General features: G+C 34.9%; 10 protein-coding genes. 4 read left to right on the plus strand and 6 right to left on the minus strand.

Annotation, left to right across the window (positions count from 1 at the left end):
* Window positions 1–7: 7 nt before the first annotated feature.
* The 4 genes from ACZZZK_RS09085 to ACZZZK_RS09100 all read right to left on the minus strand — a co-directional run bounded on the left by ACZZZK_RS09085 (window position 8) and on the right by ACZZZK_RS09100 (window position 4,004).
* On the minus strand, window positions 8–643 hold the full coding sequence (locus ACZZZK_RS09085) for a restriction endonuclease (RefSeq protein WP_463483855.1): 636 nt from the start codon (window positions 641–643) through the stop codon (window positions 8–10).
* Between the two features lie 260 nt (window positions 644–903).
* Window positions 904–1,923: a hypothetical protein gene (locus tag ACZZZK_RS09090; RefSeq protein WP_463483856.1), complete on the minus strand. Its 1,020-nt coding sequence runs from the start codon at window positions 1,921–1,923 to the stop codon at window positions 904–906.
* 30 nt (window positions 1,924–1,953) lie between these two features.
* The gene (locus ACZZZK_RS09095; protein WP_463483857.1) at window positions 1,954–2,664 is read right to left on the minus strand and encodes a hypothetical protein; all 711 of its coding nucleotides are present in this window, start codon (window positions 2,662–2,664) and stop codon (window positions 1,954–1,956) included.
* A 515-nt stretch (window positions 2,665–3,179) separates the two neighbouring features.
* A complete protein-coding gene (locus tag ACZZZK_RS09100; RefSeq protein WP_463483858.1) occupies window positions 3,180–4,004 on the minus strand; it encodes a hypothetical protein in 825 nt (274 codons plus the stop codon).
* 185 nt (window positions 4,005–4,189) lie between these two features.
* On the opposite strand from ACZZZK_RS09100, the gene ACZZZK_RS09105 reads away from it, so the two are divergent.
* The gene (locus ACZZZK_RS09105) at window positions 4,190–5,050 is read left to right on the plus strand and encodes a hypothetical protein (protein WP_463483859.1); all 861 of its coding nucleotides are present in this window, start codon (window positions 4,190–4,192) and stop codon (window positions 5,048–5,050) included.
* A 32-nt stretch (window positions 5,051–5,082) separates the two neighbouring features.
* On the opposite strand, the gene ACZZZK_RS09110 is transcribed toward ACZZZK_RS09105, so the two are convergent.
* Window positions 5,083–9,237, minus strand: a complete 4,155-nt coding sequence (locus ACZZZK_RS09110; RefSeq protein WP_463483860.1) for an NACHT domain-containing protein — start codon at window positions 9,235–9,237, stop codon at window positions 5,083–5,085.
* Between the two features lie 336 nt (window positions 9,238–9,573).
* Here ACZZZK_RS09110 and ACZZZK_RS09115 point away from each other — a divergent pair, with 336 nt between their 5' ends.
* Genes ACZZZK_RS09115 through ACZZZK_RS09125 form a run of 3 tightly spaced genes read left to right on the plus strand, consistent with a single transcriptional unit; the run spans window position 9,574 to window position 13,143 of the window.
* On the plus strand, window positions 9,574–10,785 hold the full coding sequence (locus ACZZZK_RS09115) for an ABC-three component system protein (protein ID WP_463483861.1): 1,212 nt from the start codon (window positions 9,574–9,576) through the stop codon (window positions 10,783–10,785).
* A gap of 1 nt (window position 10,786) precedes the next feature.
* Window positions 10,787–11,248 (plus strand): three component ABC system middle component, encoded by a 462-nt coding sequence (locus ACZZZK_RS09120; RefSeq protein ID WP_463483862.1) that lies wholly within the window; start codon window positions 10,787–10,789, stop codon window positions 11,246–11,248.
* The gene (locus tag ACZZZK_RS09125) at window positions 11,245–13,143 is read left to right on the plus strand and encodes a DUF3732 domain-containing protein (RefSeq protein ID WP_463483863.1); all 1,899 of its coding nucleotides are present in this window, start codon (window positions 11,245–11,247) and stop codon (window positions 13,141–13,143) included. Before ACZZZK_RS09120 ends, ACZZZK_RS09125 begins: the two co-directional genes overlap by 4 nt.
* Before the next feature lie 519 nt (window positions 13,144–13,662).
* On the opposite strand, the gene ACZZZK_RS09130 is transcribed toward ACZZZK_RS09125, so the two are convergent.
* Window positions 13,663–13,842, minus strand: coding sequence for a histone H1 (locus ACZZZK_RS09130; RefSeq protein ID WP_463483864.1), 180 nt, complete (start codon window positions 13,840–13,842; stop codon window positions 13,663–13,665).
* Window positions 13,843–13,932 lie beyond the last annotated feature (90 nt).

Raw genomic sequence — 13,932 nt, forward strand, 5'->3', positions numbered from 1 at the left:
TAATGCTTTAGACATCCGTAGGTTGCCATTGTTCTACATTTCCCAGAATTTCATTACTCAATTTAATTAACTCTTCGGCATTATTTATATCAATGCCATTACGATATCTAATAGGGTATTCATTTTTCATTGCATCAGCCAGCATTGACTCTAAAATACCCAATTCCCCTAATTCTGCTATCATAGGTGGATAATACATATCATCGTAAAATAGCTTTCTTAAATGACGTAACCTCTGTTTTTCTTTTTGAATACGCCAGTTTACTTTCTCCAATACATAATCTGTACTCGTTATCGCAGTTAGATCGGCAATACTCGAAAGTATAATGTTTGACTTTTCGGCTAATCGTATCGCGCCAGATTGAAAACCTTTCTCTGATAATAAAAATCCACGATCTGCGCCAACATCATTTACAATAGATTGTAAGGCTAATACTTTTTCTTTTGGAACATTTGAATTCCAGGCTTTACATTCTATGATCCACACAAAAGAAATGCCATTGATTTTTCCATTAACCAATACATCCACATCATGTAAACCCCTAGCTCCTTCAATTTTGGCTCCTTCGATCGCGTTGAAGCCCATTTTTTTGAAAAAATTTGTTGTCTCTATTTGATAGATTTTCCAGTTTGGAATCTTCATCCTTGATAAAAATATATTCTAGTTTAAACATTTCTAAGTATTAAATATCAGCATAATTAATTAATCGGCGTCACTTAATAATGCAGGCGCGTTTAAACATGTCAGCTTGTTCGGCTTATCTCCAAGAAAGATTAAACAGAGAGAGGAAATATGCCCAAGCTGAGAGGAAATTGATGTTTAGAGGCCACTGGTAAACATTCTTAAACACTTAAAACACATCGAATGAAAAAGGATATTGCGCTTCTAGGATTACCTCTACCCTACCTAGGCCTATATTTATTCAGATAAATAGCTATGGTTTTTTCAAAATGGCTCTCAGAATACTTTGATTCATCTTCTACATCTTTTTCATGGATAATTGCATTTACAAAAGTTTCTGTAACAGAAGGATTAGGAATAAGTCCATATGCGCCGAAATAGCGTCTAGTGAATTCGTGCCGGTAATTATTCTTAAATTTTTCTGCCTTCTCTTTGTGGTAAGCTTCGTAAAATGCTTTTCTTTGAGTATTTTCAATAATTCTAATTCTAAAGTTCTCTTCATTTACATTGGTAAAGTCACTAAGCACGGTTCCCGCATTAATTCCATAAAGATTAATCGGATACATTTCCAAGTCATCTGCTGAGATCTGGATTATAAAATCGTTAAAAATAACAGAGCGATTATTTCCCTGTGTAGCAATCCCTACTGCATTGGTTGTATATTCTTCATCCCCTCCTAGGGTATTGAGATAACTCACCTGTAATGGGATTGATTTAAGCATATTTACATTTTCTTTAGGTGCATTAAAATACTGACGCAATTTATCTAATTTATCAGCCCTTAATTGAAACCCAGGGTCACATACTGCTAAGCGATAAACCTGTAATAAAAAGAATTCCCGAACCTGATCGCTATCAAAGTCTATTTCCTTTTTACCAGTAAAATCTTTACCGCGTAATTTGGGAAGGATATGCTGAAGGAAAGGACTTTCTATCGCAGTAAATTTTTTCTCGCATTCACTACAAAAAACATGATCAACGGCAAAAAATGGTGTCTTCGCATTTTCAATCTCTATTTCCGTGGCTTCTCGTCCAAAGTTTTTAAGTATCTCTTCTGGGCTGGTATTCCGTTGAAACCTAGGTTCAATAGAAGTCTGATCTAAAGAGATATCAAAAGCCATGGCTTTTTCCCTCTCATTTGATCCTGCTACATTCAAGCAGCTTCTGATAATGCCATCCGTCAAATAATGTGTATTAGTTTTATCAGCGGGCCTTTCAAGACATAGTTTACAAAGTTTCATAGTGATGTTTTAATTTTTAACCATCTTGTTTTATTGACCGTTTACTTTTATTTTTCCGCTATGCAGAAGCAATTCAAAATCTGCTGTAGTAAAGCCCAAATTAGGGTCTTTAAATTCTGAAATGTAGAAGCCAAATTCCGAGCGTAGTTTATGACGGATCATTTTTTTTGTTGAAGTTACCTTTTCCGATTCCAGTTTCAGAATCGTGTTTCGGAGCTTTTGTATCTCGTTTGGTGTAAATTCATAACGATGCTGATCAATCGATTTAAAGTAGTAATGCATTAACGCTTTTACAGGATGACTCATAGGACGGGAACCGTTTGCCCAGGCTGACAAATTAGTTTTGTCAATCCCTGTATCATCAGATATGTTTTTTATTGTGAGTTCATTCCATTTTAACTTTTTACTTACCCAGTCAGCATCAATTAAATCAATACTCGAAGGTATAAAGGGAATTACTCTAACGTCTATAATTGTATTTTTAAAATCGTGTTTATTGAACATCTCACGGGTTATTCTCGTTAGGCTAATAGAATCAAGTGCCAGCCCATTGAGTTTACGCAACTGTTCAGTTTGAACATATATCTTAAGAATATTTGTCGTTTCTAAAGGACTTACCTCCATAATCTTGAAGGCGAGATTATACTTATCGACTGTAACGGAGGCAGCATGATCTAGATTATCTAATATTTTTTTTTTGAAGTTTGCAGATAGCCTGGACAGAAATTTTATTGTATTCATGGTAATAACATTGTTTCACCAAACATAATAAAAAGCATGTAAATAACATCTATTTTTTAGTAAATACTATAATAATGAGATTGCACTTCAGGGATAGGTAAAATTTTTTCTCTAGTAAAACCGTATTTTTTTTTTCACCCAATAAACTTTCATCAAATGCCTTCTCAATATTCTTCGAACTAGCGATAGGTAGGGCATCTGGTGATTGTCTCCAGAAAAATGACCACATTTATCGTGTGATAATTCTCCTATGATTGATGTACTTCATTATCCAAATTATGTCTAAATTGTCTGGGTTATCATTATTTACAAGCACCTTTCTTCTAACTTCTGTGATCGGCTTGCCCATAGGAAAATTGGCCCTAAGATATATAAGTATAATTAAGAGATAAAAATACTGCAAGTTGAAGCATGAAGTTTATATTCTTTAAAAACATGGAAAATATTTACATTTTTTGCGCTTCAACAACCAATCTTCTATCCGATTCATACATGTCTTCTTCGTCCCGCCCATGTTATTTTGTAATTAGGCCATCAAAGGCTATCTTACTTCCAGATATAAATTCATCACGAAAAAAAAGCACCCCGTCTATGTGGTTTGGCAAATGCGTTTTTGCTTTCACAAACAGCTCGTCATTTCCGCCAAATAGCAGTCTTTTGGTCCGTAATTCATCGTAATGATCGATATTGACAGCCAAAAAAATTTTCCCAGAAATACCCTGTATTCCTATACTACCAAATTTATCATCCAGTTTTTTCATTACCTTGTATTCGAAATGATGGTCCTCTTCTTCTGGGGCAAAAAAGCCTTCCACTTCAATTGAATGTACCGGCATATATATTTCAAAATGTATGGTATTTCCAAGTTTATCTGTTACGCTTAGATCAACATCTTTTGTTGTGGAAGAGGTCATATTTTGAAAAGGTGTCTCAAAGCTCACTTTATATCCCGCCGAATGAAAATATTTTGCGAGGGATAATTCACAGATGGTTGCAATCAGGCCATCGAGATTTTTCAGCTTAGATATAAATTTCTTATCCTTCAGGAGAAATGGAAAAAGGTTTAAGTAGCTATCCAGGGCAGCCATTAATTTGCTGGCATGGAAATTATTTAATGAAGGAATCGCACGATCCATATCTATCCCTGCCGCTACAGCAAGAATTAGCAAATTATATTTGCCCCTTAATAAATAAGATTCCAAATCGGCCTCTTTGACGAGTTTTTTTTGCCAGCTAACATAGTCTGCCGCTTTTATCAATGTTTTAACATGTATGGATTCTGAAAGACCTTTTTCTGCAAATGAGAGTGCATGGTCGATGTTTTTAAAAAATTTATTCATTTTTTCAAGCAGTTAACGACTCTAAACTATAAAAAAATAGTAAGTAAAGAAATTAAACTTTATAATATAAACTGTAACACTTACCGGACCTATACGTTTTAAGAAAAACTTGAGAACAAAGTTTCTGAAACAATTTTTAGCGAGCTAATTTATTACATTTGTCATCGAAAGTTTACGCAGAATATATGAAGGAATTTACATTTAATCATTTTGGCACTGAAGCTATAATTGTTAGGTTTTCATGTGACCAATGCTCTTCCATAGTAGAAAGCGAGCGGATTGGCGTTCCGGAGCCAAATTACATGGCGGAGAATTCCAGCGACAGCCAGGTGGAAAATGAAGGTTATGCTAGTTGTCCAACATGTAGTAAGGATTATGAAATTGAAATCATGGTTGCTTTCGGTGGCGGCGACGGATTGGTGGCTAACTTAGTTACCGATGAGGATGTTGAAGTTGAAGAAATTGAAGCGGAATATCTACTTGAACAATATGAAGCGATAGCAGACAACACAGCATTCTTTGATACTTACACGACTGAGATTGCAGATATCAAAAGGCTACTTGAGGTCAGTCTTCCTGACCCCCGTTTACAGGAAGTCCTTTACCGGCAATTATATGCAGGAATCATTGGAACGATGGAAGTTTATCTATCTGATGCATTTATTAATACCGTTTTCAAAACACCTGATCTTTTGAAACGGTTTTTTAGAACCTATAAAGATTTTTCAAAACGAAAAATAGCTGTATCTGCATACTATGAATTTGAGGACAAAGCTGAAACAGTAGCGAAAGAGGCGATGCTAGGCATTATGTACCATAATCTCCCCCTCGTTTCAGGGATTTACAAAGATACTTTGAACATTAAATTCCCAGAGTTCGGTGAAGTATTTAAAGCGGTACGTCAAAGGCATCATTTTGTCCACAGAAACGGAAAAGATAAGAACGGCAAAAAGGTGTTAGTCGATAAACCTATCTTGATTGTGTTACTGCAGAATATGGATGAAATGATAGGAGATATTGATGAACAGTTAAAGTTGCTTAGCTAATTTATTTCCATTATTTGTCCAAGGATTTTATACTAAATGATCCCAACGAAATCAAGTTTTTGATCGGATACATTTTCAATGATATTTTTCAAAGTAGCTATATCATTTGTAGATGAACTGCTTTCCCTGAATTTCTCTATACATCTATCAGCGTACCAATAGAAATTATCTGAATCAGTCAGCGAATCATATTTAGCTCTTGACTCATGGAAAAAATCCACAACCACTAGTAAATCTTCTTCTGATTTACTAGCAAGGCTAAATAACCATTCCACGATAATAGAGCGAGCACTTTCATGGAATGAGCCAATATCTTTATCCAGAACATGAGTGACAACTTCTTCTAATTTTTTCAGGGCTCTGGTAGTATTTTGCTTTTCTATGGTAAACCTCCCCTGAATGGTTATTGGCGATTTCCCGTTAACTTTGATTTTATCAACCAAATATTCAAAACCACTAAATTCTCCCATGGCACTAAGCCTGTTGGCTACTGAAATATGTTGACTGTTTTCTTGTTCTGGTTGGTTAAGGTATTTGTTGAAAAGTCGCTTGACTTCAGCAGATTCCAAATCCACCAATATATCTGCCATTTCGATGAAAGTATGAGGATTGTAATTAATGAGTTTACGGAAAGAAGGAATTAACTTTTTACTGCCTCCACCTAATTCTAAATAAAATTTGGCCAGGTAAGGGATATCATAATTATCTATCGCTTGTTTCCTTATACGCTCCAATATAATATCTTTTACATCCTCTAATTTAAAATAATGAGCCAAGGCAGCATGATTACCAAAAACTTCATTCTGAAAAATGCCTATCTCCATATTACTTAATATTTCATCCCTTAACCTGTTAATATTGTCCTTTCCCAAAGCTTCCGTAATTTTAGCTGTAAGCGTTTTGGGATCATCATTACCCAAATCCCTCAAGTTTCTCGGGCCACCTTTATCCATCCAGACAAGCCGCAATAAAATCGGAATTGGTGTTTTAAAGGCATATTTTTGAAAAAGTCTACTTAGTAACACTTCTTTCCGTCTGTGAAACCACTTTCCATCTTTAGAATAATAACAATTTTCGAAATTTGCCATAACAATCTCCCGATTATAATAGGCTTCTAAAAAATCTCTATAGAGTTTCTCATTGTTCCCATCGTTCAGCTCCATTATTTCCTCCACTAAAAAAAAATCAAAGGAAGCAGGTGTATTGATGACCTTAAGGCATCTTTCAAGATGAACTTCCTTAAGATCATTCCGACAGCGCAACAAAAGCCTGAACATTAAATTTGAAAACACACTTTTCCTGATCTCTGGATCTCCACCTTCGATATAAATATCATCTGTTGATATATCCCTTTTGCCAAACGAGTCAAAAAGCTGGATCAAACCTTTGCTGAACGCTTCGGCTGAATGAAGATACAGAGCGTCATTTTCACATTTTTTGATCTCCAATTCCTGCCAAGGATCAATTTGGCTTCTGTCATTTGCTGTTGCTTCAATGCTAATCAGATCCTTATAGATTGCCAAAAGCTTATCTGCCACATCCGATTTTTTTGCTTTGTTTAATCCATAGACACAGTTATATAAATCCGAGGTTTTATAATTCCCTTCTTCATATTCAAATAAGAGATAGGGAAGCATAGTTTCGGTTAATAACCCAGAATACTGATAGCCTTGGTCACCCAGCATGTCCTTATACAATGTGCCAACCGCAATATTATGGGTTTGGGTTCTGTCAAAGAAGTTATTGATTTCTGGCATATCATCCATTAGGTCACGCCTGTTAAGTGTCCGTACGTATTGGATAACATCGAAAACTACTCTAGGACTTCTTTGAAAAATGCGCACACAAATATCTATGAGGCTTTTCATGAAGTTTTGGCTATCTTCTGTTTTATATGTAAAAAAACGAAGCCAGTCTTGTTCAACAATCCTAATTAGAAGCTGCTTTAAATTTACTTCTGTATCGGCATCTAGTAAGAAAGCTACAAGGGATCGTTCCGAGTTGTGATGATTGACTCCTTCATTATGTTCGATGAGGATTTTCACGCCTTCCAATCCATAAAAATAATATTGGTTTGCAAACTTACCTTCTGTCAGGTATCGATAAACTTTATTCCTATACTCATGCGCCAGGCTGAGATCTGTTCTGCCCACCAAAACACTGGCTGTCTGTAGGTTAAAAACCTTAAAATCACAAAGAATAGCAACGCATGTTTCCGCTACATAAAATTCTTTTGTTAAGGTGATCTCCTTTATACAGATAGATTCGATTTTTTTGATTAGGTCGTAATCTGGCCGGACAAATCTCATCACACTATAACACAATTGCTTAACTATGGCACTTGTTTGCTTCGCCCCAGCTGTTTGCAATAAGAATTTTATACACTTCTCATCACTTCCGATAAAGGCCCCGATTTTATTTTCATAAATAACCATTGTCCGCATATTCTTTTTTATGCTTCTTTTTACCAGCTTCTTTAAGATTTGCAAACGGAAAGCATCATCATATTTTGACCGGTCTGTATCAAAAAGCAGCTCAACATTGTCTGCTTCCATTACTGCTATATATTTATTTCGTTTGGGGTCATCAGGTTCCGTAAGCGCAAGTAATGTCCCAAAGGTCTGCACCCATTTAGCTTTAATCTTTACAATTTTATTTCCCACAGTTACTAAGGGGACAACATCCTTGTAATCCATTTTCAATAATACCCTTGCTGTTAGAAATTCCTGGAATAAAGCGCTTGTAAAAAACCATTGATCATTCGTTACTGTCACCAATGCGCTATGCTGAAGTATTTCCAGATCTTTTTCCGAAAAAAGCTTCTGCATTTCAATTGCATCGATTGCATTCAGTCCAAGAACCTGCAAAGCAAACGCCATTTTTTGTATTCCAACTCTGTAGGGCACCTGTATATGTTTAAAATCCCTACCCATAGAGAGTTTTCTTAGGTCAGATCTTTCTATTGAACGCTGTATAAAACGCTCGATGATAGCCGCTTTAGAAGTGGCAAGCTTAAAGGGAGGATTTTTATATGAATTAATCAGCTCAGTTAAATAAAAGGGTTCATAAAGCAAGCCTTCTAAATTAATTGCTTTAACCTCTTCCATGAATTTGTCATAACTCCTATTCAGGACTCTTCTCAGGTATGGATCAATTTCTGAGCCGGTCAGATCATACAATTCATAAGTCTTAAAATTTGGTAGCTTATATTCAATGCTATAATGGTAATAAAATAACTTTCGGCAAGTAAATACTATACAAAGATTAGAGTAGTTAGTAGCAAACTCATTAATGTAACTTATCGCGTCATTAAACCGGTCCGTCGGAACTTCATCCAAGCCATCTATAAAAATAACCAAATCCTGTAAAGGAGTTGATTGCCACGCTCCCTCCTGTTGGCACAGTATTTTCTCTATCGGTTGCAGGGTAAAAGCTTTCAGTTCCAAAAAGATCGGTACAAAGGCATTGTTTAAGGTGCCTAGTTCATAAGCAGTTTGCTTAAGTAGCGAACTTTTCCCTTGATAGGGATCACCAATGATACAAAGTTGTGGATGTGTAAGCCGTTGTTGTATTAAGAAATCTGTGAGATTTACAGTTTCATCTTTTTTAAAGTACCAACTTAAAGAACTAGTGCGTCGATCCTTATCTATATTTATAATAGTCCTGGGTATAAAATCTTCGCCAAAATCTTTAAGCTCTCTAAGACTAGGCCTGTGTTGTAAAAAACAATGTTCTTTTGCAGCTGTTATGCCGAAATAATTCGCTACCAGTGTATAATAGCTCTTAAGCTGATCTTCAAAATAGGTCACGTCCCAAGGCTCAAACTGTATTCCGCTTACGGCCAGATCATCTGTTATTTTAGCAATGCACTTTCTTCTCTGTTCAGTTTGCAGGTCCGAAGTTGTGGCTAATATAAAGTGCGAAGTTTCTCTAAAGAAATTTCCATCTTTGAATTCTTTGATAAGTGCATCCAATTTCCCAGGAGATAAATCTTCATCTTTGCACTGGATAACAGTGTATTTATCTTTTTTTACGGTAGAAATGAGGTCGATACCATGTTGATCATTGCCCGGCTTAAGATATTCCTCGAATCTTAGGTGAGGCAGAATACCCTGAGCAAGGTATAAACTTAATTTTTGAAATTTGGCCCATCCAAGATTAGACCAGTCCATCAATTTTCCTTTCATTGTTGATGCGTTGATTCAGTTGGTCAAAATAGTTTTTTTTAGTCGTGTTTGGAATTATTGAACAACTAATTCAACTTTATCTATTGATTGTTTATTTTGCCGGGATAGAATTTTGGAATACTGCGATACGCATTTAAGGTATAAATGAGTAATGAACTAGGCACTATACTAACAGCATAAAGCCATAGATACGTTCCTTTAGAATTAACTAAAAACAAGATATCCATACGAAAACACCATTTATTGTATTGATTTCTTTATTTATCCATTCATAGGATTACCACTTTCCGAATAGTTTTCTATATTTACCTTTAACGCAATCAATATTTTTCAAAAATGAGCCACCAAGAGGATACATTGGCAGGTAGTAAATCCATTGGATTCGATTACCAATACTACTACTTTTTTTATCTATTGCTAGGACTAAGACATGGGCAATCGGTCGGATTAGAGGTTAAAGATGATTTACATATTGAATTTGGTGATGGCAGGGTTGAACTTATGCAAGCTAAACACTCGGTGCAGACTACCTCAGATGATTCTATAATTGCCTTGACCAACTTAGATACTGATTTATGGAAAAGCCTACATAACTGGTCTAAATTCATCTTAGAGGATAGTGATCCGGTAAAATTCTTGACGAATACAAAATTTTACCTAGTAAGTAATAAAAGCCTTAGAACAAACACGACTTTAAACAAAATATCGCTCCTTCGAAGTGGGGAAATAACTGTAACAGAGTTTAAGAAATACCTCACGGAATTAGCCGCGAATACAAAAAATGAAACTATCCAGAGTTATATTTCTTCGGTAAAATCATTGCCGGCGCAACAACTCAATTTATTTGCTAAGAATTTGGAGTTTACGCTCGGGATGGATGATCTTATCAATCAAATTCAGGAAAGGTTATTGGAAAAAATACATATTCCAGCGAAAGTTAAATCAGTATATGATAGCCTGAATTCTGAACTAAGGGATGCGATTTACTCTGATATCAAAGAAAAAAAGAAAATTCAATTTTCATTCGATGATTTCACAAAAAGATTTGGAAAATGCTTTCAGAGTGCATTAAGTACGAAACTTCCCGTACGTAGCTTTGAAATACTGTTACCCAGCAATCCAGCCGATCAATTATTTATTAAACAACTAATTGATATAGGCGATATTTTTCCGGGTGAAGATGATATAATAATTCAGTACACAACCCAAATGTTGACCCTTTACAATCAACTAAAAGATTGGGAAGCAAATGGTGATCTTTTGCCATCTGAAACTTCTGCATTTGATAAGAATTCCATTATGATTTGGAAAAATTCTTTCCGAAGTAAGTATCGGGAAATTCGAGCAATTATTGAAAGTGGAGAGGCGGCAGACGATATAACCTCTAAAATTAAATCGGCTGCTTTAGATTGCTTAGATGAAATGAGGAAGGAAATTCTTAAAATCGATGACAATATTCTTTCTACTGAATTGAGCAACGGTCATTTTTATCTACTCTCCCAACAAAAAAACCTTGGTTGGCATTTGGATTGGCAAACTAAATATTAGGATGAACAAAAATAATTTTAACTACAATAACGAAGCAATTGCAACGATGGCTCTCGGTTACTTTCTTCATCTTAAACAAGAAATTGAACTCTCAAAGATTCTTTTTGTATTACCGTTTATATTGCATGAGCCATGTCTTAAAAAACTTAAAGGCACTTCTATAATAAGGAGTTTAGAAGAATTTATCATCAAAAGTCCTGAAACTTTAATGGGCTTTAATTCCCGATACTTCAACTATCTATCACTAGCAATAAATGGAATTACTATTCTGAAAGAAGCAGAGATTATCTATGCGATTGAAGACGTTCTGTATTTTAATAACAATACAGAATTCGATCCAATCAATAGTTTTAATATCGGAAGTAGAGCGAAACAGCTTTTCAGAGGTATTGAACAATTAATCCCTATAATTAACAGTGATTCCTCTGCCTCATTTTATCTAAAGCTCAAAATTACATTATGAAATTTAACATATCAATGGTTAAACTTTGGTTTAGAAACAGTGCAGAGCCTCGCACTCTAAAATTTCTACCAAATAAGGTTAACGTTATTACTGGAGCAAAAAGTACCGGAAAATCCAGTATTCTTAGTATTATAGATTACTGTCTGATGGCCACACATTCTAGAATTGTCCAAGAGGTAATTAATGAGAGTGTTTCATGGTACGGCCTATATTTCACAATAAATCAGAAAGATTTTGTAATTATCAGAAAACATCCCGTAAATAATCTTGGTTCGGGAGAAGTTTACTTTTCAAGTTCAGGTGCCGATCCTATTACCCCTATTGCAAATATTGATATAAAAAGTTTAAAAAGTATCTTGCAAACGGAATTTGGGATAAATGACAAACTAGTTATTCCTTATGGTGGCCGGAAAATATCAGCAGGTTCAAAAATTTCTTACCGGTATTTTCTTCTTTTTAACACCATGTCAGAAGATATAATTGCCCACACAACAACTTTTTTTGATTTTGATCTTCACGACAGAGAAAAATATATTGAAGCCCTCAATAGGATTTTCTTTCTTGCAATGGGCGTTGATGATGCAAATAATGTATTATTAAAGGAAAAGATAACTAACCTTCAAAATGATCTCGAAAAAAACGAAAGAAAATTAAAAGTCGTTGGCAGAGAAGAACGCTTATTCAATACTAAAATCCTTGAATTATTAATACGTGCACAAAAATTTGATCTTATTGAACAAAAGCTTTTCACGCCCGAAGATGGCTATGATAGGCTCAAGGAGTTAATAAACAATTACAAAGTTTCCGAATACTCAAATAATTTAGTCGAAGTTGATGAACTTAATCGAAATAAAAGGTCTTTATTTAAAAAAATTCGTAATCTAGAAAGATTTAATAATGAATATAATTCCTACAGAGAAAGTTTAAAAAATGATTTCGATAGCCTTCGTCCAATTCGTTACTTAAAAGAAAACTTTGAAGACTTAATTCCAACACTTGAGGTTAAAACATTTATTAGCAGCCTAGAAGATTCTCTTAATAAAATAAAGGTAGAATTAGGCAAAAGAAGAACTATTTCCACTAATACAACAGCGGAAATAAAACGACTTGAGGGTGAAATAAGAAGGATCGATTCTACTCTTGACAAAATGCCAACTGTTACTAAAGATTTAAATGGCGAGGCGGAGAAGTTTATTTTTATAGGAGAACTTAAAGCTCAGCTAAACTTTTATGAAGATAAGTGGAATATATTAGATGAGCTTCCACCAGCATCAATAATATTGGCGGAAATTGAAGAATTAGAGTCCAAACTTAGCAATACTGGTGAAAAAAGAAGGCTTGTACTATCAATGTTGGAGGCAACAATTCAAAAATATTTTGATGCTACAAGCTCAATGGGGGTTTATCAAAATTATAAAGTATTGTTTGATGAACAATTAAAAGTGTTAAAACTCAGAAAACCTGATGAGTTAAGTACAAGTCAAATTGGAAGTAAATCTAATTACATGTTCCTTCACCTGTGTTTATTTCTTGGAATCCATGAGCTTTTTATTATACAAAAACAAAAATTTGTTCCACAATTCATTATAATGGACCAACCAAGTCAACCTTATTATGGGGATAAAGACAAAGTTGATAAAGAGGGGAATTTAAGTATGGACGATGATCGAAATACATTGAAAGATGCTTTTTCATTACTCGATAAATTTATTTCCAATATCGTTGATGAACATAAGAATGAGTTTCAGATAATTTTGCTTGAACATGCTCCTCCGGATTACTGGTTGGATCCTGTATTAAAAAACTTTCATCTAGTTGAGGAGTTTGTCAATGGCAATGCACTAATTCCAGAAAGAGGAATAATTAAAAACATTGACTCACCTGATAGGCAATAGACAAAAAAACAAACTAATGTTTATACCCATTTCGATAGAACATAGTGAAATAAATGTCGTTTCAATTAAATTAACAAGATTGTATTGATTAATGGTATGAGCTATAAAACCAATAAATGCAAATTTTATTTCTCATAATGGATCAAAAATACTTCTGTCAAGCGTGTGGAGGATTAAGGAATCACGTTCAGCTTTTTGAAAAAAAATATCTGGTGGTGAAGATGAGAATTAATTAAAGGTAAATTTTTGGCATCAAACCAGAATTAACAAAACTCAAAATACTAATTTACAATCAATTACACCGCTAGGTTCGACACCCTTTCGTTCCCTAAATCGTTAAACAATCTTTCTTTCCGCAACAGGGATAGCAGCGGATACCAGCCCTGCGTTTAAGGCCCGAAGGCGTATGAGCGGATAGCCCGGCTGTTGCCCAAACAACAGAGCACTCCGAACCCAATAAACGTAAAAAGCCACTGATCTAAACCAGTGACTTTATTTCCCAAATCAGTCTCTTGTTTATTATTTATCGCTATTTTTTTTCTCCGTAACTTCAGCCCTGATCTCCTGAGCTAAAACCTTAAGGTCCTGCATTGCCTTACGCACTCGCGTACCAGCCGCTGAATTTCCACCATCATAAAATTTCGTTACATCGGCTTCTACTGAAGCAATAACTTCCTGCACCTGTTTGAATTTGTCCATAACTGTTTTTTTTAAGGGCCAAATGACCCGGGTATTGTTTTTTATCTAGGAAACCGTATTCCAGCCCTAAAACTAAACATTTCAACCAAA

The sequence above is a fragment of the Pedobacter sp. AC163 genome (genome assembly GCF_979258665.1).

Bases quoted from the DNA above. Each gene is read 5' to 3' on its own strand.
- ACZZZK_RS09085 (WP_463483855.1), bottom strand. From the start codon at position 643: ATGAAGATTCCAAACTGGAAAATCTATCAAATAGAGACAACAAATTTT.
- ACZZZK_RS09090 (WP_463483856.1), bottom strand. From the start codon at position 1,923: ATGAAACTTTGTAAACTATGTCTTGAAAGGCCCGCTGATAAAACTAAT.
- ACZZZK_RS09095 (WP_463483857.1), bottom strand. From the start codon at position 2,664: ATGAATACAATAAAATTTCTGTCCAGGCTATCTGCAAACTTCAAAAAA.
- ACZZZK_RS09100 (WP_463483858.1), bottom strand. From the start codon at position 4,004: ATGAATAAATTTTTTAAAAACATCGACCATGCACTCTCATTTGCAGAA.
- ACZZZK_RS09105 (WP_463483859.1), top strand. From the start codon at position 4,190: ATGAAGGAATTTACATTTAATCATTTTGGCACTGAAGCTATAATTGTT.
- ACZZZK_RS09110 (WP_463483860.1), bottom strand. From the start codon at position 9,237: ATGAAAGGAAAATTGATGGACTGGTCTAATCTTGGATGGGCCAAATTT.
- ACZZZK_RS09115 (WP_463483861.1), top strand. From the start codon at position 9,574: ATGAGCCACCAAGAGGATACATTGGCAGGTAGTAAATCCATTGGATTC.
- ACZZZK_RS09120 (WP_463483862.1), top strand. From the start codon at position 10,787: ATGAACAAAAATAATTTTAACTACAATAACGAAGCAATTGCAACGATG.
- ACZZZK_RS09125 (WP_463483863.1), top strand. From the start codon at position 11,245: ATGAAATTTAACATATCAATGGTTAAACTTTGGTTTAGAAACAGTGCA.
- ACZZZK_RS09130 (WP_463483864.1), bottom strand. From the start codon at position 13,842: ATGGACAAATTCAAACAGGTGCAGGAAGTTATTGCTTCAGTAGAAGCC.